The sequence below is a fragment of the Streptococcus mitis SK575 genome (assembly GCF_000257865.1).
Classification (GTDB): domain Bacteria; phylum Bacillota; class Bacilli; order Lactobacillales; family Streptococcaceae; genus Streptococcus; species Streptococcus mitis_CQ.
In genome coordinates this window covers 1-21,832 of record NZ_AICU01000009.1, presented here as the reverse complement: position 1 = coordinate 21,832, position 21,832 = coordinate 1, and the positions used below count along the sequence as shown (strand labels likewise).

General features: G+C 40.0%; 24 protein-coding genes and 1 tRNA gene. 22 read left to right on the top strand and 3 right to left on the bottom strand.

The window, feature by feature from the left end; genetic code table 11:
- The first annotated feature begins 118 nt into the window (after positions 1–118).
- The 10 genes from vncR to HMPREF1048_RS03455 all read left to right on the top strand — a co-directional run bounded on the left by vncR (position 119) and on the right by HMPREF1048_RS03455 (position 7,921).
- Positions 119–775 carry a response regulator transcription factor VncR gene (vncR, locus tag HMPREF1048_RS03500; protein ID WP_000697953.1) on the top strand — a complete coding sequence of 219 codons (657 nt, stop codon included), beginning with the start codon at positions 119–121 and terminating at the stop codon, positions 773–775.
- Complete coding sequence (gene vncS, locus HMPREF1048_RS03495) at positions 772–2,100, top strand: sensor histidine kinase VncS (protein WP_000831376.1); 1,329 nt, start codon at positions 772–774, stop codon at positions 2,098–2,100. The genes vncR and vncS overlap by 4 nt, the downstream gene beginning before the upstream one ends.
- 140 nt (positions 2,101–2,240) lie before the next feature.
- Positions 2,241–3,122: a class II fructose-bisphosphate aldolase gene (locus tag HMPREF1048_RS03490; protein WP_001019006.1), complete on the top strand. Its 882-nt coding sequence runs from the start codon at positions 2,241–2,243 to the stop codon at positions 3,120–3,122.
- A gap of 117 nt (positions 3,123–3,239) precedes the next feature.
- Positions 3,240–4,172 (top strand): alpha/beta fold hydrolase, encoded by a 933-nt coding sequence (locus tag HMPREF1048_RS03485; protein ID WP_000734357.1) that lies wholly within the window; start codon positions 3,240–3,242, stop codon positions 4,170–4,172.
- Between the two features lie 149 nt (positions 4,173–4,321).
- Entirely contained in the window at positions 4,322–4,579 is a 258-nt protein-coding gene (locus HMPREF1048_RS13300; RefSeq protein WP_001113890.1) for a hypothetical protein, read from the top strand.
- 69 nt (positions 4,580–4,648) lie between these two features.
- Positions 4,649–5,641, top strand: a complete 993-nt coding sequence (locus HMPREF1048_RS03475) for an ABC transporter ATP-binding protein (RefSeq protein ID WP_001240787.1) — start codon at positions 4,649–4,651, stop codon at positions 5,639–5,641.
- Position 5,642: 1 nt separating this feature from the next.
- Entirely contained in the window at positions 5,643–6,461 is an 819-nt protein-coding gene (locus tag HMPREF1048_RS03470) for an ABC transporter permease (RefSeq protein WP_000240145.1), read from the top strand.
- Position 6,462: 1 nt separating this feature from the next.
- Positions 6,463–7,248: an ABC transporter permease gene (locus tag HMPREF1048_RS03465; protein WP_000760719.1), complete on the top strand. Its 786-nt coding sequence runs from the start codon at positions 6,463–6,465 to the stop codon at positions 7,246–7,248.
- 100 nt (positions 7,249–7,348) lie between these two features.
- Positions 7,349–7,421: transfer RNA gene (locus HMPREF1048_RS03460), tRNA-Thr, on the top strand.
- 191 nt (positions 7,422–7,612) lie between these two features.
- Complete coding sequence (locus HMPREF1048_RS03455; protein WP_000734667.1) at positions 7,613–7,921, top strand: hypothetical protein; 309 nt, start codon at positions 7,613–7,615, stop codon at positions 7,919–7,921.
- Between the two features lie 231 nt (positions 7,922–8,152).
- Here the strand turns inward: HMPREF1048_RS03455 and HMPREF1048_RS03445 are convergent, their stop codons facing one another.
- The gene (locus HMPREF1048_RS03445) at positions 8,153–8,512 is read right to left on the bottom strand and encodes a DUF3397 domain-containing protein (protein WP_000245038.1); all 360 of its coding nucleotides are present in this window, start codon (positions 8,510–8,512) and stop codon (positions 8,153–8,155) included.
- A gap of 91 nt (positions 8,513–8,603) precedes the next feature.
- Here HMPREF1048_RS03445 and mnmL point away from each other — a divergent pair, with 91 nt between their 5' ends.
- From mnmL to HMPREF1048_RS03420, 5 genes are read left to right on the top strand one after another with little or no spacing between them, the layout of a single operon-like run.
- Complete coding sequence (gene mnmL, locus HMPREF1048_RS03440; protein WP_004248279.1) at positions 8,604–9,560, top strand: tRNA modification radical SAM protein MnmL/YtqA; 957 nt, start codon at positions 8,604–8,606, stop codon at positions 9,558–9,560.
- Positions 9,544–10,101 carry a tRNA 5-(aminomethyl)-2-thiouridylate-methyltransferase MnmM gene (gene mnmM, locus HMPREF1048_RS03435; protein WP_000828406.1) on the top strand — a complete coding sequence of 186 codons (558 nt, stop codon included), beginning with the start codon at positions 9,544–9,546 and terminating at the stop codon, positions 10,099–10,101. Before mnmL ends, mnmM begins: the two co-directional genes overlap by 17 nt.
- Positions 10,094–10,348: a hypothetical protein gene (locus HMPREF1048_RS03430; RefSeq protein ID WP_000361085.1), complete on the top strand. Its 255-nt coding sequence runs from the start codon at positions 10,094–10,096 to the stop codon at positions 10,346–10,348. Before mnmM ends, HMPREF1048_RS03430 begins: the two co-directional genes overlap by 8 nt.
- A gap of 11 nt (positions 10,349–10,359) precedes the next feature.
- A complete protein-coding gene (locus HMPREF1048_RS03425; RefSeq protein WP_000421665.1) occupies positions 10,360–12,414 on the top strand; it encodes a cation:proton antiporter in 2,055 nt (684 codons plus the stop codon).
- A 27-nt stretch (positions 12,415–12,441) separates the two neighbouring features.
- A complete protein-coding gene (locus tag HMPREF1048_RS03420) occupies positions 12,442–13,302 on the top strand; it encodes a YihY/virulence factor BrkB family protein (protein ID WP_000759529.1) in 861 nt (286 codons plus the stop codon).
- 74 nt (positions 13,303–13,376) lie between these two features.
- Here HMPREF1048_RS03420 and queA read toward each other — a convergent pair whose 3' ends face one another.
- Positions 13,377–14,405 (bottom strand): tRNA preQ1(34) S-adenosylmethionine ribosyltransferase-isomerase QueA, encoded by a 1,029-nt coding sequence (gene queA / locus HMPREF1048_RS03415; RefSeq protein ID WP_001090144.1) that lies wholly within the window; start codon positions 14,403–14,405, stop codon positions 13,377–13,379.
- Between the two features lie 150 nt (positions 14,406–14,555).
- On the opposite strand from queA, the gene HMPREF1048_RS03410 reads away from it, so the two are divergent.
- Positions 14,556–15,263 carry a glucosamine-6-phosphate deaminase gene (locus HMPREF1048_RS03410; RefSeq protein ID WP_000864589.1) on the top strand — a complete coding sequence of 236 codons (708 nt, stop codon included), beginning with the start codon at positions 14,556–14,558 and terminating at the stop codon, positions 15,261–15,263.
- A gap of 203 nt (positions 15,264–15,466) precedes the next feature.
- Here HMPREF1048_RS03410 and HMPREF1048_RS03405 read toward each other — a convergent pair whose 3' ends face one another.
- Entirely contained in the window at positions 15,467–16,051 is a 585-nt protein-coding gene (locus HMPREF1048_RS03405; RefSeq protein WP_000821240.1) for a rhomboid family intramembrane serine protease, read from the bottom strand.
- 212 nt (positions 16,052–16,263) lie between these two features.
- Between HMPREF1048_RS03405 and rpsU the strand changes: the two genes are divergently transcribed.
- The 6 genes from rpsU to HMPREF1048_RS03375 all read left to right on the top strand — a co-directional run.
- Positions 16,264–16,440, top strand: coding sequence for a 30S ribosomal protein S21 (rpsU, locus tag HMPREF1048_RS03400; protein WP_000048054.1), 177 nt, complete (start codon positions 16,264–16,266; stop codon positions 16,438–16,440).
- 129 nt (positions 16,441–16,569) lie between these two features.
- Positions 16,570–17,505: an HPr(Ser) kinase/phosphatase gene (gene hprK / locus HMPREF1048_RS03395; protein ID WP_000115155.1), complete on the top strand. Its 936-nt coding sequence runs from the start codon at positions 16,570–16,572 to the stop codon at positions 17,503–17,505.
- On the top strand, positions 17,498–18,286 hold the full coding sequence (gene lgt, locus HMPREF1048_RS03390) for a prolipoprotein diacylglyceryl transferase (protein ID WP_000886655.1): 789 nt from the start codon (positions 17,498–17,500) through the stop codon (positions 18,284–18,286). The genes hprK and lgt overlap by 8 nt, the downstream gene beginning before the upstream one ends.
- Positions 18,287–18,670, top strand: a complete 384-nt coding sequence (locus tag HMPREF1048_RS03385) for a DUF948 domain-containing protein (RefSeq protein WP_000895047.1) — start codon at positions 18,287–18,289, stop codon at positions 18,668–18,670.
- 15 nt (positions 18,671–18,685) lie between these two features.
- On the top strand, positions 18,686–19,081 hold the full coding sequence (locus HMPREF1048_RS03380; protein WP_000517367.1) for a YtxH domain-containing protein: 396 nt from the start codon (positions 18,686–18,688) through the stop codon (positions 19,079–19,081).
- A gap of 404 nt (positions 19,082–19,485) precedes the next feature.
- Positions 19,486–21,832 (top strand): YSIRK-type signal peptide-containing protein (locus HMPREF1048_RS03375; RefSeq protein WP_000651645.1); only part of this gene is annotated, 2,347 nt, incomplete at its 3' end.

The window sequence follows — 21,832 nt, the reverse complement described above, 5'->3', positions numbered from 1 at the left end:
TGTCAGTTCTATCTACAACCTCAAAGCAGTGCTTTGAGCAATCTGTGGCTAGCTTCCTAGTTTGCTTTTTGATTTTCATTGAGTATAAGAAAAATAAAAAAAAGAGAGCAGTTAAAGTATGAAAATTTTAATTGTAGAAGATGAAGAGATGATCCGTGAGGGGGTCAGTGATTATTTGACGGATTGTGGTTATGAAACCATTGAAGCCGCAGACGGTCAAGAAGCCTTAGAAAAATTTTCCAGCTATGAAGTAGCTTTGGTTCTACTGGATATCCAGATGCCCAAGCTCAATGGTCTAGAAGTCCTAGCTGAGATTCGTAAAACAAGTCAGGTCCCTGTCTTGATGTTGACCGCCTTTCAGGATGAAGAATACAAGATGAGTGCCTTTGCCTCTCTGGCAGATGGCTATCTGGAAAAACCCTTCTCCCTCTCCCTCTTAAAAGTGAGAGTGGACGCGATTTTCAAGCGCTATTACGATATGGGACGCGTCTTTTCTTACAAAGATGCCAAGGTGGACTTTGAAAGCTACAGCGCAAGCCTAGCAGGTCAAGAAGTAGCCATCAATGCCAAAGAGTTGGAAATTTTAGACTATCTGGTGAAAAATGAAGGACGGGCCTTGACCCGATCTCAGATAATCGATGCCGTATGGAAGGTGACAGATGAGGTTCCCTTTGACCGTGTCATTGATGTCTATATCAAGGAATTGCGGAAAAAGCTAGACCTGGACTGCATCCTCACTGTGCGCAATGTTGGTTATAAATTGGAGCGAAAATGAAACGAACAGGTTTATTTACAAAGATATTTATCTATACCTTCTCGATTTTTAGTGTTCTGGTTATCTGCCTTCATTTAGCTATTTATTTTCTCTTTCCTTCGACTTATCTGAGCCACCGTCAGGAAACCATTGGTCAGAAAGCGACAGCCATTGCCCAGTCCCTAGAAGGAAAGGATAGGCAGAGCATCGAGCAAGTGTTAGACTTGTATTCCCAGACCAGTGAGATTAAGGGGGCGATCAAGGGTGAGATGACCGAGGACAAGTTAGAAGTCAAGGACAGTCTTCCACTGGATACGGGCAGTCAAACCACTTCTATCTTTATTGAGGAGCGCGAGGTGACAACGCAAGACGGTGGTACCATGACTCTCCAGTTTCTAGTTTCCATGGATTTGCAAAAGGAAGCAGAGCAAATCAGTCTCCAGTTTCTTCCCTATACCTTGCTGGCATCCTTTCTGATTTCCCTCTTGGTGGCCTATATCTATGCTCGGACCATTGTTGCCCCGATTTTGGAAATCAAGCGAGTGACCCGTCGGATGATGGAACTAGATACCCAAGTGCGATTGCAAGTGGATTCTAGAGATGAGATTGGTGATCTCAAGGAACAAATCAATAGCCTCTACCAGCATCTTTTGACTGTCATTGCGGACTTGCATGACAAGAATGAAGCCATTCTCCAGCTGGAAAAGATGAAGGTCGAATTCCTACGAGGGGCTTCTCATGAATTGAAAACACCGCTGGCTAGTTTGAAAATCCTGATCGAAAACATGAAAGAAAATGTCGGTCGTTATAAGGATAGAGACTACTATCTAGGAGTTGCCTTGGGGATTGTGGATGAGCTCAATCACCACGTTCTCCAGATACTTTCTCTCTCGTCTGTGCAGGAATTGCGAGATGATAGGGAACAAATTGACTTATACCAGATGACGCAAAGTCTAGTCAAGGATTATGCCTTGCTAGCCAAGGAAAGAGAGCTTCAGATTGATAATAGCTTGTCCCATCAGCAGGCTTATCTAAATCCATCTGTGATGAAATTGATCCTATCTAATCTCATCAGCAACGCCATCAAGCATTCTGCTCCAGGTGGCTTAGTTGGCATTGGAGAAAGAGAAGGGGAACTTTTTATAGAAAATAGCTGTAGCTCAGAAGAACAAGAAAAACTAGCCCAGTCTTTTTCTGACAATGCTAGTCGCAAGGCCAAGGGGTCTGGGATGGGGCTCTTTGTGGTTAAGAGTCTATTAGAACATGAAAAATTAGCTTATCGTTTTGAGATGAAGGAGAATCGTTTGACCTTCTTCATAGCTTTTCCAAAAGTCGTCCAAGACTAGAAAAAGAAAGGGTTTACATAGATGAAGCTAGAAGAAATTCAATCGAAACTGCGGGAAAAACTAGATTTTTTTGTCAAAAAGTGATAAAATGAACAATGTAAATGGGATGACCCATAAAAATATACAGGAGGCCTGATAAAATGGCAATCGTTTCAGCAGAAAAATTTGTCCAAGCAGCTCGTGACAACGGTTATGCAGTTGGTGGATTTAACACAAACAACCTTGAGTGGACTCAAGCTATCTTGCGTGCAGCAGAAGCTAAAAAAGCTCCAGTTTTGATCCAAACTTCAATGGGTGCTGCTAAATACATGGGTGGTTACAAAGTTGCTCGCAACTTGATCGCTAACCTTGTTGAATCAATGGGTATCACTGTACCAGTAGCTATCCACCTTGACCACGGTCACTACGAAGATGCACTTGAGTGTATCCGAGTTGGTTATACTTCAGTTATGTTTGATGGTTCACACCTTCCAGTTGAAGAAAACCTTGAAAAAGCTCGTAAAGTTGTAGAATTTGCTCATGCAAATGGTGTATCAGTGGAAGCTGAAGTTGGTACTATCGGTGGTGAAGAAGACGGAATCATCGGTGATGGTGAATTGGCTCCAATCGAAGACGCTAAAGCAATGGTTGAAACTGGTATCGACTTCTTGGCAGCTGGTATCGGTAACATCCACGGTCCTTACCCAGAAAACTGGAAAGGTCTTCACCTTGATCACTTGCAAAAATTGACTGAAGCTGTTCCAGGATTCCCAATCGTATTGCACGGTGGTTCAGGTATTCCTGATGAGCAAATCCAAGCAGCTATCAAACTTGGTGTTGCAAAAGTTAACGTTAACACTGAATGCCAAATCGCATTCGCTAACGCAACTCGTAAATTTGCTCGTGACTACGAAGCAAACGAAGCAGAATACGACAAGAAAAAACTCTTCGACCCACGTAAATTCTTGGCTGACGGTGTAAAAGCTATCCAAGCATCAGTTGAAGAACGTATCGACGTATTCGGTTCAGAAGGTAAAGCATAATCTAGCTGAATAATACAGATGAAACCTGCCCATGAGGGTGGGTTTTTTGGTGTGAATATATTGTAGATGAACCAATATTAAGTTGCTAAAAGGTTCTATTTTTTGTACAATAATGCTATGAAAAAACTAAAACAATGTAGTCTTGCCTTTCTTAGTTTCATTCTTTTGTTTCTAGCGGCTACATTCATCTTTCACCGTATCAGTTTGGAAAAAGAACAAGCCTCACTGACACCTATGGGACAACAAGTTCTCGTCGATGGACATCAAATAAATGTTTACGTTGAAGGGAATGGTCCTGAGACTATAGTAGTTCTCTCAGGTGCTGGTATTGCTTCTCCTATATTGGACTTTAAAGAAGTATCGGAATCCTTATCGAAACGGTATAAGGTAGTCATCGTGGAGCGAGCAGGATATGGTTATAGTGATGATAGCAATCATTCAAGAGATGTGATGGAGGTTTTGTCTGAGACGCGTCAAGCTCTTTCACAAGCAAATGTCAAAGGTCCTTTTATCATTTTGTCTCATTCCATGGCTAGTCTTGAGAGTTTAGCTTGGCAGGAAAAATATCCTGATGAAGTGAAAATCTTGATTGGGTTAGATTGGGCACTGCCAGCTAGTTATGAGAATTTAAAGGACAATCAGGCCTTGCTTACTATAGTCTATTGGAGCAGCAAGATTGGCTTATTACGCTACTTCCCTGAGTCCTTTTATATAAAAAATCCAACCCTGATCGAAAGTGAACGAAAACAATATAAACTTCTAGCTTATAAGCAGTTGATGTCACAAGCCATGCTTCATGAATCCCAAACGGTAAAAGAAAATGCCAAGAAAGTTCCCTCAAACATTAATCCGAAAATTCCCACCTTACTACTGGTGTCTAACGGTCAAGGCACTAGTTTTGGTCAATCAGAATGGCAGCATTTTTCAGAGAAATTTGCTAGTGAACAGTCTAATGTGAAAGTCATATATATGGATGTACCACACGACCTTTATCATTATAAAAATCATGAGGTTGTTTCTCGTATTGAAGATTTTTTAAAGAATAATTGAGGGGTTAAAAATCATTTTAGACTGATGACAATAATTAAATGCTGAAGGATTAACAGTAAAATCGAGAGTTTTTTCGATTAAAAAAATTCTTTTTCTTATCCACCAGCCTGCCCATTGGGTGGGTTTTTTGGTGTTTTAAGGAAACTATCATGCCAGAATTTTGGACTAATACTCTTCGAAAATCTCTTCAAACCACGTCAGCTTTATCTGCAACCTCAAAGCTGTGCTTTGAGCTACCTGCATCTAGCTTCCTAGTTTGCTCTTTGATTTTCATTGAGTATAAAAATACCACTTTAAGAGAAAAATTTTCAATTTCACAAACTGTAGGCAAACGCTTGCATTCTAGTTTTTATTGGACTATAATAGGTTGGTATAAAGCTTTTTGTAATAATATTGAGAAGGTGTAGAAAGTAAGGATTTAGAATATTTGTAGTCAAAAACACAATGTTGCTATTCCTTACCATAGGGAGATAGATATGGCAATGATAGAAGTGGAACATCTTCAGAAAAATTTTGTGAAGACAGTTAAGGAACCGGGATTGAAGGGGGCATTACGCTCCTTTATTCATCCTGAAAAACAGACCTTTGAAGCGGTCAAGGATTTGACCTTTGAGGTGCCCAAGGGGCAAATTTTAGGCTTTATTGGGGCCAATGGTGCAGGGAAGTCGACAACCATTAAAATGCTGACCGGGATTTTGAAACCGACATCTGGTTTTTGTCGGATTAATGGCAAGATTCCCCAGGATAATCGCCAAGATTATGTCAAGGATATTGGGGTTGTTTTTGGACAACGCACCCAGCTGTGGTGGGATTTGGCACTGCAAGAGACCTACACGGTCTTAAAAGAGATTTACGATGTGCCAGACTCGCTCTTTCATAAGCGCATGGATTTTTTGAATGAAGTCTTGGATTTGAAGGACTTTATCAAGGATCCTGTGCGGACTCTTTCACTGGGTCAACGGATGCGGGCGGATATTGCGGCTTCCTTGCTCCACAATCCCAAGGTTCTCTTTTTAGATGAACCGACCATTGGTTTGGACGTTTCGGTCAAGGATAACATTCGTCGGGCTATTACTCAGATCAATCAGGAGGAAGAAACCACCATTCTCTTGACCACTCACGACCTGAGCGACATTGAGCAACTCTGTGATCGGATTTTTATGATAGACAAGGGGCAGGAAATTTTTGATGGAACGGTGAGCCAACTCAAGGAGACCTTTGGAAAGATGAAGACGCTCTCCTTTGAACTGCTACCAGGTCAAAGTCATCTCCTTTCTCACTATGAAGGCTTTTCGGATATGACAATTGATAGACAGGGGAATAGCCTCAACATTGAATTCGATAGTTCTCGCTACCAGTCAGCTGACATTATCAAGCAAACCCTGTCTGATTTTGAAATCCGCGATTTGAAGATGGTGGATACGGATATCGAGGATATTATCCGCCGCTTCTATCGAAAGGAGCTCTAAAATGGTCAAATTGTGGAAACGTTATAATCCCTTTATAAATGCAGGTGTTCAGGAATTGATCACCTATCGAGTCAACTTTATTCTCTATCGGATTGGGGATGTCATGGGGGCTTTTGTGGCCTTTTATCTCTGGAAGGCTGTCTTTGATTCCTCACAGGAGTCTTTGATTCAGGGCTTTAGTATGGCAGATATCACCCTCTACATCATCATGAGTTTTGTGACCAATCTTCTGACTAGGTCAGATTCGTCCTTTATGATTGGGGAGGAGGTCAAGGATGGTTCCATCATCATGCGCTTGTTGCGACCAGTGCATTTTGCGGCTTCTTACCTCTTTACCGAGCTTGGCTCCAAGTGGTTGATTTTTATCAGCGTTGGCCTTCCATTTTTAAGTGTCATTGTCTTGATGAAAATCATGTCTGGGCAAGGTGTTGTAGAAGTGCTGGGATTAACTGTCCTTTATCTCTTTAGTCTAACGCTAGCTTATCTGATTAACTTTTTCTTTAATATCTGCTTTGGATTTTCTGCCTTTGTGTTTAAAAATCTTTGGGGTTCCAACCTACTTAAGACTTCTATAGTGGCTTTTATGTCTGGAAGTTTGATTCCCTTGGCTTTCTTTCCAAAGCTTGTTTCAGATATTCTGTCCTTCCTGCCTTTTTCATCCTTGATTTACACTCCAGTCATGATTATTGTTGGGAAATACGATGTCAGTCAGATTCTTCAGGCGCTCGCTTTGCAGTTTTTCTGGCTTATAGTGATGGTGGGCTTGTCTCAGTTGATTTGGAAACGAGTCCAGTCATTCATTACCATTCAGGGAGGTTAGTATGAAAAAATATCAGCGTATGCATCTGATTTTTATCAGACAATACATCAAGCAAATTATGGAGTACAAGGTCGATTTTGTGGTTGGTGTCTTGGGAGTTTTTTTGACTCAAGGCTTGAATCTCTTGTTTCTCAATGTCATTTTTCAACATATCCCCTCGCTAGAAGGCTGGACTTTTCAAGAAATCGCCTTTATCTATGGCTTTTCCTTGATTCCCAAGGGCTTGGACCATCTCTTTTTTGATAATCTCTGGGCATTGGGACAACGCTTGGTGAGAAAGGGAGATTTTGACAAGTATCTGACTCGTCCTATCAATCCTCTCTTTCATATTTTGGTAGAGACCTTTCAGATTGATGCCTTGGGCGAACTCTTAGTCGGTGGTATTTTATTGGGAACAACTGTGACCAGCATTGCTTGGACGCTTCCAAAATTCCTGCTTTTCCTAGTTTGTATTCCTTTTGCGACCTTGATTTATACTTCCTTGAAAATCGCGACAGCTAGTATTGCTTTTTGGACCAAGCAGTCAGGCGCCATGATTTACATTTTCTATATGTTTAATGATTTTGCCAAGTATCCCATTTCAATTTATAATTCAGCTCTTCGTTGGTTGATTAGCTTTATCGTGCCTTTTGCCTTTACGGCCTACTATCCTGCTAGTTATTTCTTGCAGGACAAGGATGTGATTTTTAACATCGGAGGTTTGATTTTGATTTCCCTTGTCTTTTTTGCTATTTCCTTGAAACTATGGGACAGGGGCTTGGATTCCTACGAAAGTGCAGGATCCTAATAGGAAGAAACTCAAAGCCTTGTCTCAGGACAGGCTTTTTCAAGTAGAGATGAAAATTCCTTGACATCTATTCTCAGAGTGCTATACTGTAAGTGTAATCGCCGATTTAGCTCAGTTGGTAGAGCACCGCACTCGTAACGCGAAGGTCACAGGTTCAACCCCTGCAATCGGCAAAGTGAAGGAACTCATTTTACTGGGTTTCTTTTTTTCTTAATTATTGAACCATTTAGACCGATATAGAGACCAGATAGGCAAAAGAACTTGTTCTTGAAACTGACCTCTGCTATAATGATTTGTGTAAAGGACGTGAGGGGGGCAGTATTAGACAACTCAAGTTCCTAAAAACGAAATTGGAGATAAAGAAATGAAAAAATTATTGGGGCTTGTATTTTTAGTAGCAGCAGCGACAGTAGTGTATTTTGGTTCTGTTGGCTGGCCAAGTTTGGACATTAACCTCTGGTCATTGATTCCGGTAGGCTTGTTCCTCTTTTTCACTCTAGAGAATCTTTTGAAAAAGGATTACAAGGCTAGTCTGATGTGTTTGATTATTGCCTTTATTATTGCGAATGCAATTTTGGACCTTTTGCCAATTTCAAGTGGTTTGGTGATTGGAGCAGGTGTGCTAGCTTGTGTAGGTATTGGCTATCTATTTCCTGATAAAGAAGGAAAATAATACTCTTCGAAAATCTCTTCAAACTACGTCAGCTTCGCCTTGCCGTATATATGTTACTGACTTCGTCAGTTCTATCTACAACCTAAAAGCAGTGCTTTTAGCAACCTGTGACTAGCTTCCTAGTTTGCTTTTTGATTTTCATTGAGTATAAGAATTATTAAAAAAGATATAAAGAAAAAACACTTCAATCACTGTATTTTAGTTTGATTGAGGTGTTTTCGATTTAGTTTTCTATTTCTGAACCATCAATTCAACAATCATCTCGATATACATGACAAGGGTTAATAAGAATCCTGCACGCCAGAAGAACTTGATGAATTTAGGATAGTAAAAGCTACGTTTTTTTAAAAGGAAGAAAAAAACGAGAATAATAGCTAGGAGTGAGAGGGTTAGGCCCAGTCTAGGAAGGAAGTTATGGGTAAAGGTTTTAGCTGTGATTAGGTAGTACTCAAATACCAAGACTGGAAAAGCCAAATCCGCAAAGTTTCGTCCTAGTTTTTTTAATCTAAAAAGTTTGGTTATGATAATGCAGACGACTAAGGTCAGTATCAATAATAAAATAGATGCTAATTTCATTAAAATCATAACCATATTGTATCATAAAAAATCGCTAATGGAAACGAGAAACAGAGGAATTTATAGGAAAGTCAGGCTTTTGAGATTGTGGGTGTTTTTTGTTATAATGGAAGTTATGAAATCTTATAATACCTTGAATGATTATTATCGAAAACTCTTTGGAGAAAAGACCTTTAAAGTCCCTATTGATGCGGGATTTGACTGTCCCAATCGTGATGGAACGGTGGCTCATGGGGGCTGTACTTTTTGTACGGTTTCTGGTTCTGGAGATGCCATTGTGGCACCGGATGCGCCTATCCGTGAGCAATTTTATAAGGAAATTGACTTCATGCATCGTAAGTGGCCAGATGTGCAGAAGTATCTGGTTTATTTTCAAAATTTTACCAACACCCATGAAAAGGTGGAAGTCATCCGAGAGCGCTATGAGCAGGCTATCAATGAGCCAGGTGTAGTAGGAATCAATATCGGAACACGGCCAGATTGTTTACCAGACGAAACTATCGAGTATTTGGCTGAGTTGTCGGAGCGCATGCATGTGACGGTTGAATTGGGCTTGCAGACCACTTATGAAGCAACCTCTGACCTGATTAACCGTGCTCATTCCTATGAATTGTACGTGGAAACGGTTAAGCGTTTGAGAAAGTATCCTAAGATTGAGATTGTTTCTCATCTGATCAATGGCTTGCCTGGTGAAACCCATGAGATGATGATTGAAAATGTCCGTCGCTGTGTCACGGATAACGATATTCAAGGGATTAAACTGCATTTGCTCCATCTTATGACAAATACTCGTATGCAACGAGATTACCACGAAGGACGCTTGCAGTTGATGAGTCAGGATGAATATGTTAAGGTCATCTGTGACCAACTGGAAATCATTCCCAAACATATTGTCATCCATCGAATCACAGGAGATGCACCTAGAGATATGCTGATTGGGCCTATGTGGAGCCTCAATAAATGGGAAGTCCTCAACAGCATTGAGATGGAAATGCTACGTCGTGGAAGTGTTCAAGGATGCAAGACTGTAAAACAGGAGTTTGAAAATGAAAAGACCACTTGAGATGGCACATGATTTTTTAGCTGAGGTAGTGACAAAAGACGATATCGTAGTGGATGCGACTATGGGAAATGGCCATGACACGCTTTTTCTGGCCAAGCTAGCCAAGCACGTCTATGCCTTTGATATTCAGGAGCAAGCCTTGGAAAAGACCCAAGAGCGTTTGCATCAGGCTGGCCTGACAAATGCCCAGTTAATCTTGCAAGGACATGAGACACTGGCCCAGTTTGTGACAGAAGCCAAGGCAGGGATTTTTAATCTGGGCTATCTGCCATCAGCTGATAAGTCAGTCATTACCCGACCACAGACGACGATTGAAGCATTAGAAAAGCTGTGTCATTTGCTTGTCAAAGGGGGACGGATTGCTATCATGATCTACTACGGTCATAATGGAGGAGATCTCGAGAGGGATGCTGTCTTGGATTTTGTTAGCCAGTTGAACCAACAAGAGTACACAGCTGCCATTTACCGAACTTTAAATCAAGTAAACAACCCACCATTTTTAGTAATGATTGAAAAATTAGAGAGATATAGACATGGATAAACAATACCTACGTGAAAAGCTGGATGCCATGCGCCAGAATTTTGTTGAATCAACCCACCACGAACGAGCGGTGGGCGTGCTAGACCAAGCGCATATGAGCAAAAAAATGCTTAAAATCAAGAAAAAATTAGTTGCTCTTGAAATGGAACGGTGTCAGAGAAAAATTGAGCATAAAGATTGTTCCAAGATTGACCAAAAAATCAAAGAGCAGAAGGAGATATTTGAATCCTGTTGTAAAAAAGATTAAGGAGGACGTGCGTGGAATTACTGATTTACCTCATCCTATTTTTACTAGTCTTGATTGTCTCGAGTACAACCAATAAGCTCCTGCCCTTTTTACCTCTCCCTTTGGTGCAAATTCTTTTGGGAATTGTGATTGGTCTCTTTTTACCCAATACCGACTTTCACCTCAATACAGAGTTGTTTTTGGCACTGGTTATTGGGCCCTTGCTTTTTCGAGAGTCGGAAGAAGCGGATATTACGGCTATTTTAAAACACTGGCGAATCATTGTTTATCTCATATTTCCAGTGATCTTTATCTCAACCCTGAGTTTGGGTGGCTTGGCCCATCTTCTTTGGCTGGGTCTTCCCTTGGCAGCTTGCTTGGCTGTTGGGGCAGCTCTTGGGCCTACGGATTTGGTGGCCTTTGCCTCTCTTTCGGAGCGGTTTAGCTTTCCTAAGCGCGTGTCTAATATCCTTAAGGGTGAAGGACTCTTGAATGATGCCTCTGGTTTGGTGGCTTTTCAGCTAGCTTTGACAGCTTGGACAACTGGAGCCTTTTCCCTTGGGCAAGCTAGCAGTTCGCTCATCTTTTCAATCCTAGGCGGTTTTTTAATTGGCTTTTTAACAGCCATGACCAACCGTTTCCTCCATAGTTTCTTACTTAGTGTACGAGCAACGGATATTGCCAGCGAACTTTTATTAGAATTGAGTTTGCCCTTGATAACCTTCTTCCTGGCAGAAGAAGTCCACGTTTCAGGGATTATTGCCGTTGTAGTTGCTGGGATTTTAAAGGCAAGTCGTTTTAAGAAAATTACGCTCCTCGAAGCCCAAGTGGATACGGTGACCGAGACGGTCTGGCATACAGTGAACTTTATGCTGAACGGTTCTGTCTTTGTGATTTTAGGGATGGAGTTGGAAATGATAGCAGAGCCTATCTTGACCAATCCAATCTATAATCCCTTACTTTTATTGGGATCTCTTATAGCCCTTACCTTTGTCCTCTTTGCTATTCGTTTTGTCATGATCTATGGCTACTATGCCTATAGAACCAGACGTCTCAAGAAAAAGCTAAATAAGTATATGAAGGACATGCTTCTTTTGACCTTCTCAGGTGTCAAGGGAACGGTGTCGATTGCTACGATCCTTCTGATACCAAGTAATCTAGAACAGGAGTATCCTCTCTTACTTTTCCTTGTCGCAGGTGTGACGCTTGTAAGCTTTTTAACAGGCCTCGTGGTCTTGCCTCATCTTTCTGATGAAGAGGAAGAAAGCAAGGATTATCTCATGCATATCGGCATTTTGAATGAAGTAACGCTAGAGTTGGAAAAAGAGTTGGAAGGCACCAGAAATAAGCTCCCTCTCTATGCAGCCATTGACAATTACCATGGACGAATAGAGAATCTTATCTTGAGTCAAGAAAATAAGGGGGCTCAAGAAGACTGGGAGGCCTTAAAACTTCTCATCCTCAGTATTGAAAGTGATGGTTTAGAACAGGCTTACGAAGAGGACAAGATGAGTGAGCGTGCCTATCGAGTTTACCAACGTTATTTGAAAAACATGGAACAAAGTATCAATCGCAAGTTTGCTTCACGATTGACCTATTACTTCCTTGTTTCCTTGCGGATTCTACGTTTTCTCCTTCACGAAGTCTTTACCTTTGGCAAGACCTTCCGCAGTTGGAAAAATGAAGAATCACAGAAACTCAGAGCTCTTGACTATGACCAAATCGCAGAGCTTTATCTAGAAAATACAGAGATGATTATCGAAAGTTTGGAGAACCTAAAAGGGGTTTATAAGAGTTCCTTGATTAGCTTCATGCAGGATTCTCGTCTCCGTGAAACAGCTATCATCACCAGTGGTGCCTTTGTCGAACGGGTTATCAATCGTGTCAAGCCTAACAATATCGATGAAATGCTGAGAGGCTATTATCTGGAGCGCAAGTTGATATTCGAATATGAAGAAAAACGATTGATTACGACCAAGTATGCCAAGAAGTTACGACAAAATGTCAATAACTTAGAGAACTATTCCTTGAAGGAAGCTGCCAATACCTTACCTTATGATATGATGGAATTGGTAAGAAGAAATTAATCAAGATTATAAGTGAAGGAGTGTGACATGAAGAAGTGGTGGAAAGAGCTGACAGACAAGCCTTTAGTAAAAGCTTTTTTGCATTATTATCAAGCATCAGATAGTGAGTTGACCAGTGTCGCAGTAGCCTACTATTGGTTGATTTCGATTTTCCCCCTGCTTTTGGTGGTGGTCAATATCCTCCCTTATTTTCAGATTCCAGTTTCCAATTTTTTAAAGGTTGTCAATGAATTTTTGCCCGATACCATGTATGATGTGGTGGCAAAGATTATTACAGAAGTGCTGACCCAACCGTCAACGGGTTTATTGAGTTTTGCGGTTTTGTCAGCCCTCTGGACCTTTTCAAAATCCATGAATTTCCTACAGAAAGCCTTTAATAAAGCTTACGGAGTAGCTAAAAATCGTGGGATGATTTCCCATCAGCTTATGAGTTTGTTTGTCAGTTTTGGCTTGCAGATTCTCTTTGCCTTAGCTCTTTTTCTCAGTGTCTTTGGTCGCATGCTTCTCAACCTTATCAAAAGCTATTGGAAATCGGATAGTCTTCTCTTTGATTATCTGCAAGACCTAACAGGTCCCTTGGTCTATGCCTTGATTTTCGCTATCTTGGTCATGCTTTATTATTTTCTGCCTAATGTCAAGGTCCGACGGATTCGCTTTGTATTGCCAGGTAGTGCCTTTGTCTTATTGACTCTGGCCTTACTGCTCAATATCTTTTCAGTCTATGTTAACAATTATGTCAATCACCTAGTGGACGTGCGTTTTTTCAGTTCCGTCGTCGTGGTGGTCATGATGTTCTGGTTTATTCTCATCGCTAAGATTTTGATTGTCGGTGCGGTGATCAATGCCAGTGTGCAGAGTTTGAAAGATTCGAGCTTTAGAATAAATTAATTCTTTATCCATAACAAAACGCATATTATCAAGGTTTATAATGCCTGATAATATGCGTTTTTTGATTATGTAAATTAATAGATAAACATGGCATCGCCAAAACTGAAGAAGCGGTAGTGTTCTTGGATGGCATGGTGGTAGGCATCTAAGACTAATTCACGGCCTGCAAAGGCAGAGACCAACATGACCAGAGTTGATTTTGGCAGGTGGAAGTTGGTTGAGAAGGCATCGACAACCTTCCATTCATATCCAGGTTTGATAAAGATATTGGTCCAGCCAGAATCTGCCTGGATTTGCCCATCAAACTTGGAACCAATAGTCTCCAAGGTGCGGATAGAAGTGGTTCCGACAGCGATGACACGACCACCATTTTCCTTAACAGAGCGAAGAGTGGCAGCCGCTTCCTCAGAAAGCTGATAGAATTCTGAGTGCATTTCGTGTTCGTCCAAATTGTCCACAGAAACAGGTCTAAAGGTTCCGAGTCCGACATGGAGGGTCAGATAGACCAGATGAACACCTTTAGCTTGGATTTCTGCCAGCAGTTCTTTGGTGAAGTGAAGACCAGCAGTAGGTGCTGCAGCAGAGCCACTTTCCTTGGCGTAAACGGTTTGATAGCGTTCACGATCATCCAGTTTTTCATGAATATAAGGCGGTAGCGGCATTTCTCCCAGACTTTCCAATACTTCTAGGAAAATTCCTTGGTATTCAAAGCGGACAATGCGGCCCCCGTGAGTCAATTCTTCCGTAACAACAGCGCTGAGGCGACCATCACCAAAGCTGACACGAGTACCGACCTTGAGGCGTTTGGCAGGTTTAGCCAGAACTTCCCACTCATCTCCACTAGTATTTTTAAGCAGGAGAAGTTCCACATGACCTCCAGTTTCTTCCTTTTGACCATAGAGGCGGGCAGGGAGAACGCGGGTGTCGTTCATGACAAGGGCGTCACCAGGTTCCAGCATATCAATAATAGAGTGGAAGTGTTTATCCTGCATTTCTCCAGTCTCACGGTTGACAATGAGGAGTTTAGAAGCGTCCCGTTTTTCAAGGGGCGTTTGGGCAATCAATTCCTCGGGTAAGTGGAAATCAAAATCAGCTGTATTCATATATCTGTTCATTCTTTCTAAGTTCTAATCTTATCCATTATAACATGTTTCAAGTTTGGACGCTCTTTTTTTGAAAATTAAATCGTTTTCACTTGACAAAAATTGGTCTATACCATATAATAAATATAGATTGAAACGGAGGATAAAAAGATGAAAGTTATTAAAGTTGAAAACCAAATCGAAGGTGGAAAAGTTGCTTTTGAGATTTTGAAGGAAAAATTGGCCAACGGCGCTCAAACCCTAGGACTTGCGACAGGAAGTAGCCCACTTGAATTTTACAAGGAAATCGTTGAGAGTGACCTTGATTTTTCAAATCTAACCAGTGTCAACCTTGATGAGTATGTAGGACTTGATGGAGACAATCCACAGTCTTATCGTTACTTCATGCAAGAAAACTTGTTTAACCAAAAACCATTTAAAGAAAGTTTCTTGCCTCGTGGGGTTAAGGATCATGCTGAAGCTGAAGTTGAACGCTACAACCAAATTTTGGCTGACCATCCAGTTGACCTCCAAATCTTGGGAATCGGTCGCAATGGACATATCGGATTTAATGAACCTGGTACTCCATTTGACAGTCAAACACACCTAGTCGAACTTGACAAGTCTACTATCGAAGCTAATGCTCGCTTCTTTAACAAGATTGAAGACGTCCCAACTCAAGCCATTTCAATGGGGATTAAAAACATCTTGGATGCCAAGTCAATTATTCTCTTTGCTTACGGTGAATCGAAAGCAGAAGCCATTGCTGGAACAGTGTCTGGTCCAGTGACTGAGAACCTACCTGCAAGTAGCCTCCAAAACCACTCTGATGTGACCATCATTGCAGATGCTGAAGCGCTCAGCCTACTTGAAAAATAAAAAGTATAAAAACCACTTGCTCTTTGGAGTGAGTGGTTTTTTACTTCAAATGTTCACTATCCTACTAAAAGAAATTTTTCTGTAAATCCCCGTAACAGTTGTCGATATTTCATATAAAAAGGTATCCAATAGAAAATTATTAAATGTCTGTAAACTGTGATATAATCGTATTGACTATTTTTTATGATACTATACGATTTTTATTAAGACAGTCGATAGTTGTTGATGCTGGAAACCATGATATAACTGGCAATTCCTGACATGTGAAGAAAGGTTGAAATCCAGCCTGTTATATTTGGTAGAAGCATGGTTAGAGATAGAACGATTAAAAGGATATAAAATAGTTTTAATCCTAAATTGAAATTTTTCCATATACTAAACATACTCATCACCCCACCCGTTACAAAAGCATAGCCAATAGCAGAGATACCCGATGCCTGAATTTCTTGATTCTGTGTTAATATATGGAATACAATTGAAGATATTACCATAGAAGTAATAAAAACTAAAAATACATATTTTGATCCCCTTTTATACTCCAATAGCCCACCAAAAGGAAGTAACATTAAAGTATTTAAAACTAAATGAAACCATATAAACCATACTGGTGCTTCTTTACTTCCATGCATAAATGTACCACTAAAGTATTGCCAACAATAAATTGGCTTTGAATGAAATGCAAATAAGTCATACATTACACTTCCCAAAAAGGTAGTAAGAATTCCTAGCAATAAACAAATTACAACTAAAATACTGACCACAGGGCAAATTTTTATGATTCTTTTCATGTTATAGATTCACTTCTAAATAATACTAATTTTTGCTAATCAATATGTGTCACTATTATATCATTTCCATCTATAAATGTTAATCAATTTTAACAAGATTAACAACAAGATTAAAATTGAAGATAATCAAAATTTACTTGCATTTTTTCTTGACAATTATTCCTTTTACGTGTAAAATAGAATAGATCTTGAACTTGAAGGGAGTGAAAAAAATGTCTAAAACAGTAGTACGTAAGAATGAATCTCTTGACGACGCACTTCGTCGTTTCAAACGTGCGGTTACTAAAGCTGGTACTCTTCAAGAAACACGCAAACGTGAATTCTATGAAAAACCTTCTGTAAAACGTAAACGTAAATCAGAAGCAGCTCGTAAACGTAAAAAATTCTAATTAGAAATGAAAGGCTAGAGAAATCTAGTCTTTTTCTTTTAAATAAATACTTCAAAGCCTGCAAAAATCTCAAATATCCTCCTATAATTTGATATAATAGAGAGAAGAACTCATTTGAAGGAGGAAATGATGTCGGTTTTAGTAAAAGAAGTGATTGAAAAGCTTAGACTAGACATTGTCTATGGCGAACCAGAATTACTTGAAAAGGAAATTAATACTGCGGACATTACGCGACCTGGTCTTGAAATGACAGGCTATTTTGACTATTATACGCCTGAGCGAATCCAACTCTTGGGAATGAAGGAGTGGTCCTATCTCGTTTCAATGTCCTCTCACAACCGTTACCAAGTCTTGAAAAAAATGTTTCTACCTGAGACACCTGCGGTCATTGTTGCCCGTGGTTTGGTTGTTCCAGAGGAAATGTTAAAGGCAGCTAGAGAATGTAAGATTGCCATTTTAACCAGCCGTACGGCGACCAGTCGTTTGTCTGGAGAGTTATCTAGCTATCTGGATTCTCGTTTGGCAGAACGTACCAGTGTGCACGGTGTCTTGATGGATATCTATGGGATGGGTGTCTTGATTCAGGGAGATAGTGGAATCGGTAAGAGTGAGACAGGTTTAGAGCTTGTCAAACGTGGTCACCGCTTGGTAGCTGATGACCGTGTCGATATCTTTGCCAAGGATGAGATTACTCTTTGGGGTGAACCGGCTGAAATCTTGAGACACCTGATTGAAATTCGTGGGGTTGGGATTATCGATGTTATGAGTCTCTACGGTGCGAGTGCGGTCAAGGATTCTTCACAGGTTCAACTTGCTGTTTATTTGGAAAACTATGATACACATAAGACTTTTGATCGTCTGGGAAATAATGCAGAGGAAATAGAAATTTCTGGCGTAGCCATTCCTCGTATTCGTATTCCAGTTAAAACAGGTCGTAATATCTCTGTCGTGATTGAGGCTGCTGCCATGAATTATCGTGCCAAGGAAATGGGCTTTGATGCGACGCGTTTGTTCGAAGAACGCTTGACAAATCTTATTGCTCAAAACGAGGTGCCTAATGCTTGATCCAATTGCTATTCATCTAGGTCCTCTAGCTATTCGTTGGTATGCCTTATGTATTGTGACAGGTTTGATTCTTGCGGTTTATTTGACCATGAAAGAAGCGCCTAGAAAGAAGATCATACCAGACGATATTTTAGATTTTATCTTAGTAGCCTTTCCCTTGTCTATTTTAGGAGCTCGTCTCTACTATGTCATTTTCCGTTTTGATTATTATAGTCAGAATTTGGGAGAGATTTTTGCCATTTGGAATGGTGGTTTGGCCATTTACGGTGGTTTGATAACTGGTGCCCTTGTGCTCTATATCTTTGCTGATCGCAAACTCATTAACACTTGGGATTTTCTAGATATTGCAGCACCTAGCGTCATGATTGCCCAAAGTTTGGGTCGCTGGGGCAATTTCTTTAACCAAGAAGCTTATGGTGCAACGGTGGATAATCTGAATTATCTACCTGCCTTTATCCGTGACCAGATGTATATTGATGGGAGCTACCGTCAACCGACCTTCCTTTATGAGTCCCTATGGAATCTACTTGGATTTGCCTTGATTTTGATATTCAGACGAAAATGGAAGAGTCTCAGACGAGGTCATATCACGGCCTTTTACTTGATTTGGTATGGTTTCGGTCGTATGGTTATTGAAGGCATGCGAACAGATAGTCTCATGTTCTTTGGACTTCGAGTGTCTCAATGGCTTTCAGTTGTCCTTATTGGTCTCGGTATTTTTATCATTCTATATCAAAATCGAAAGAAGGCGCCTTACTATATTACAGAGGAGGAAAACTAAATGTTAGAAGTTGCATATATTCTTGTAGCCCTTGCTTTGATTGTATTTTTAGTCTATCTAATCATTACTGTACAAAAGCTTGGCCGTGTTATCGATGAAACAGAGAAGACGATTAAAACCTTGACTTCAGATGTGGATGTGACCTTGCATCACACCAATGAGTTGTTGGTTAAGGTCAATGTCTTGGCAGATGATATCAATGTTAAGATGGCAACGATTGATCCACTCTTTAATGCTGTTGCAGATTTATCTCTATCTGTTTCAGACCTAAATGACCATGCGCGTGTCTTGAGTAAGAAAGCTTCATCAGCTGGTTCAAAAACACTCAAGACTGGTGCAAGTTTGTCAGCTCTTCGTCTTGCAAGTAAATTTTTCAAAAAATAAAAAAGGAGAATCCTTATGGGTAAACTATCCTCAATCCTTTTAGGAACCGTTTCAGGTGCAGCTCTTGCCTTGTTTTTAACAAGCGATAAGGGCAAACAAGTTTGCAGTCAGGCTCAAGATTTTCTAGATGATTTGAGAGAAGATCCTGAGTATGCCAAGGAGCAGGTCTGTGAAAAACTGACAGAAGTTAAGGATCAGGCTACAGATTTTGTTCTGAAAACCAAAGAACAGGTTGAGTCAGGTGAAATCACTGTGGACAGTGTACTTGCTCAAGCCAAATCATGTGCCCGTCAAGCGACAGAAGCATCAAAAAATCAATTCAATAATCTCAAGGAGCAATGGCAAGAAAAGGCTGAAGCTCTTGACCAATCAGAAGAGATTGTGATTGATATCAAAGAAGAAAAAATCTAGATTTGACAGAGTTGGATAAAAATTCAATAGTAGTCGCAAATCTAGTAAATGGTATAAGATAAAACGCATAGTATCAAGGACTGTAATGAACTGCCTGATATTATGCGTTTTTTATGATTTTGAAGACTTTTTTACAAACCCTTTTTTAAAACACATGAGTGTTATGATTTTTTATGGTATAATGGCAGTGTTAGAGGTGAAATATTTACATTTTTTTATATTTCACTGATTTTAGTAATATTAAGCGATCTATTTTTTCTATGATTAGAAATCAATGTAGTAGCTTATGACCAAGTAGAGGAAAAGCTCTAACATTTTAGTCAAGAAACGATCTAGTATTCTGTCAAGGGAAAATATTAGAAGCCTCTATTTTGTAAAAAATAGTTAGAAAGAAAGTTGGTAAAATGAAAGATATTTTTAATAAACGTCAACGTTTTTCGATTCGAAAGTTTTCTGTTGGAGTGGCTTCTGTATTAATAGGAGTTTCCTTGTTTGCTCCGACTCAAGGAGTATTGGCTTCTACGGAAAATAATTTGGCAACAGAGGTAGGGGCTAACTCTGAAAGGGAGAATTCGACCCCTACTGTGGAGAAAAAACAAGAGGCTCAAAGTTCGTCAGAGAATCGAGGAGATATTTCCAGTCCGTCTTCAAAGGATACTCCAAAAATATCTACAAGGACTACAGAACTTGAGACATCTGGGGAGATGGGCAATAATAGCTTGACCACAAGGGATTTCGTGGCGGGTGAAGACAGATCAAGCACTCCAGCGGTGAGAGCAGCATCAAATCCTTCCGAGGTTAAAAAGTATGAATTAACTGATGAGTATGCTAAGCAAATAAAAGCAGGAGTAATCGGTTCAGAAGGTAATAAGCTTGACAGTTTATTATTAAACGGCCCTCAGTTAAGTCCAGAAGCTTATACAGATGATGATTACTTGAAGGATAAAGAAGAACTTTATATTTATGAAAAAGGCGGGAAAAAATATGTAGGCTATAATAGTCATCCCTTATTAGAAGATACTGATGGTGATGGTATTATTGACAGTAAAGAAAAGCCAGATGAAAAATTAAAATGGAATGTCAGTGAGCGCGATATGATTATGTTCATGGAATTGTCCTACCGTGATGATAATTATATTGATAGAGTGCTGAATCATAAGAAACCCTTAACAGAATCAGAGTTATATAAAAAGAATGGTGATAGGAAGCCGCGTTACGAATATATGATGATGAATAAGGAATTGGGACCTTATTGGGAAAGGAAGAAAAGTTATCATACATCTAGCGGACTAGATGCTGTCTTGTATGAAACTAAGAGTGATTTCTTATATTTACCAAATGGAACTGCACAAGTATTAGCGTTTCGTGGAACAAGTGATGCGAAAGATATTAAAGCAGATATAACTCTGGGGACTGGAGGAAATCCTCAACAGGGGATAGAAGCAGAAAATATCATGCGTGAACTAGCTAAAGATAAGAGTATTACCAATCTTTATTTGACAGGACATTCTTTAGGGGGATATTTAGTACAACGGGCAATGGTTGAAGCCTATCAGTTGGCATATTCTGACAGCAGAGTCATGTCTCCTAAAGAACAGCTGGCTTATAGAAACTTTTATAATAATGTATTAAAAAAAGGAACAACATTTAATGCTCCAAAAGTTGTGACAAGCTTTATTTCTGGTCGTGAATTTTGGCAAAAAGGTTTAGATAGCAAAAAAATAGCTAAGTCAGGGAAATTGACTCATTATATTGTTGATAATGATTCGACGATAAGAAAAGGTGTCAGCAATGATAGTGATGTTGTTATAAATGTTGGACGAACCAGTGGAGGTCATAGTTCACGTTCTTATTTTGAAGCCGATATGATTAATAGACGATCAGAGTTTATATCTGGAAAACGAATTTCTTTAGATGGGACAGGTTATCAAGATAAAAAAATTACAACAGTTAAATCTGTAGAAAAAGTTGGAGAAACTGCTGTATATAGTAAACGCGGAGATGACATCATTAAGTCAACAACTGTGAGTATGAAAAATCCTGATACAGGACAGATTACTAAAAATACACTTGAGGAAGTTTTCAAGAAAGATGGTGCCAAATCTACAGTTGTCGTTACACCAATACAACCAAGTATTCGTTACGAGAAAGACACTACAAGAGCCAAAGATGAATCTAAAATCACAGAAGCTGGTACTCCAGGAACCAGAACAGCAACCACAACCTACACAGTTAATTCTACAGATGGTAACCTCATTCCACATGAAGGAAAACCAGTTATCAAACCTTCAACTCCTACAGTGGTCAAGGTCCCAGCTAAAGATGAGGTTGAATACCTCAAAGAAGGCGATGATGTTGTTAAGAAGACAATAACTTACGCGGTCAATGTAAGTACCGGTGCCTTAACTCCAACAGAAAAAAATGAAGTATTCAAGAAAGATGGTGCTAAATCTAAGGTTGTGGTTACGCCAATACAACCAAGTATTCGTTACGAGAAAGACGCGACAAAAGCTAAAGGTGAAGCAAAAATCACAGTAGCTGGTACTCCAGGCACTAGAACAGTAACTACCACTTATACTGTGAATTCGACAGATGGTAACCTCATTCCACATGAAGAACCGGCAGTAGTAGTCCCATCAAAACCGACAGTGGTCAAAGTCCCAGCTAAAGATGAGGTTGAATACCTTAAAGAAGGCGATGATGTTGTTAAGAAAACTACCAGCTACGAAGTCAATGCAAGTACCGGTGCCC

Coding starts and splice junctions, on each gene's coding strand:
- vncR (WP_000697953.1), top strand. CDS start 119: ATGAAAATTTTAATTGTAGAAGATGAAGAGATGATCCGTGAGGGGGTC.
- vncS (WP_000831376.1), top strand. CDS start 772: ATGAAACGAACAGGTTTATTTACAAAGATATTTATCTATACCTTCTCG.
- HMPREF1048_RS03490 (WP_001019006.1), top strand. CDS start 2,241: ATGGCAATCGTTTCAGCAGAAAAATTTGTCCAAGCAGCTCGTGACAAC.
- HMPREF1048_RS03485 (WP_000734357.1), top strand. CDS start 3,240: ATGAAAAAACTAAAACAATGTAGTCTTGCCTTTCTTAGTTTCATTCTT.
- HMPREF1048_RS13300 (WP_001113890.1), top strand. CDS start 4,322: ATGCCAGAATTTTGGACTAATACTCTTCGAAAATCTCTTCAAACCACG.
- HMPREF1048_RS03475 (WP_001240787.1), top strand. CDS start 4,649: ATGGCAATGATAGAAGTGGAACATCTTCAGAAAAATTTTGTGAAGACA.
- HMPREF1048_RS03470 (WP_000240145.1), top strand. CDS start 5,643: ATGGTCAAATTGTGGAAACGTTATAATCCCTTTATAAATGCAGGTGTT.
- HMPREF1048_RS03465 (WP_000760719.1), top strand. CDS start 6,463: ATGAAAAAATATCAGCGTATGCATCTGATTTTTATCAGACAATACATC.
- HMPREF1048_RS03455 (WP_000734667.1), top strand. CDS start 7,613: ATGAAAAAATTATTGGGGCTTGTATTTTTAGTAGCAGCAGCGACAGTA.
- HMPREF1048_RS03445 (WP_000245038.1), bottom strand. CDS start 8,512: ATGGTTATGATTTTAATGAAATTAGCATCTATTTTATTATTGATACTG.
- mnmL (WP_004248279.1), top strand. CDS start 8,604: ATGGAAGTTATGAAATCTTATAATACCTTGAATGATTATTATCGAAAA.
- mnmM (WP_000828406.1), top strand. CDS start 9,544: ATGAAAAGACCACTTGAGATGGCACATGATTTTTTAGCTGAGGTAGTG.
- HMPREF1048_RS03430 (WP_000361085.1), top strand. CDS start 10,094: ATGGATAAACAATACCTACGTGAAAAGCTGGATGCCATGCGCCAGAAT.
- HMPREF1048_RS03420 (WP_000759529.1), top strand. CDS start 12,442: ATGAAGAAGTGGTGGAAAGAGCTGACAGACAAGCCTTTAGTAAAAGCT.
- queA (WP_001090144.1), bottom strand. CDS start 14,405: ATGAATACAGCTGATTTTGATTTCCACTTACCCGAGGAATTGATTGCC.
- HMPREF1048_RS03410 (WP_000864589.1), top strand. CDS start 14,556: ATGAAAGTTATTAAAGTTGAAAACCAAATCGAAGGTGGAAAAGTTGCT.
- HMPREF1048_RS03405 (WP_000821240.1), bottom strand. CDS start 16,051: ATGAAAAGAATCATAAAAATTTGCCCTGTGGTCAGTATTTTAGTTGTA.
- rpsU (WP_000048054.1), top strand. CDS start 16,264: ATGTCTAAAACAGTAGTACGTAAGAATGAATCTCTTGACGACGCACTT.
- hprK (WP_000115155.1), top strand. CDS start 16,570: ATGTCGGTTTTAGTAAAAGAAGTGATTGAAAAGCTTAGACTAGACATT.
- lgt (WP_000886655.1), top strand. CDS start 17,498: ATGCTTGATCCAATTGCTATTCATCTAGGTCCTCTAGCTATTCGTTGG.
- HMPREF1048_RS03385 (WP_000895047.1), top strand. CDS start 18,287: ATGTTAGAAGTTGCATATATTCTTGTAGCCCTTGCTTTGATTGTATTT.
- HMPREF1048_RS03380 (WP_000517367.1), top strand. CDS start 18,686: ATGGGTAAACTATCCTCAATCCTTTTAGGAACCGTTTCAGGTGCAGCT.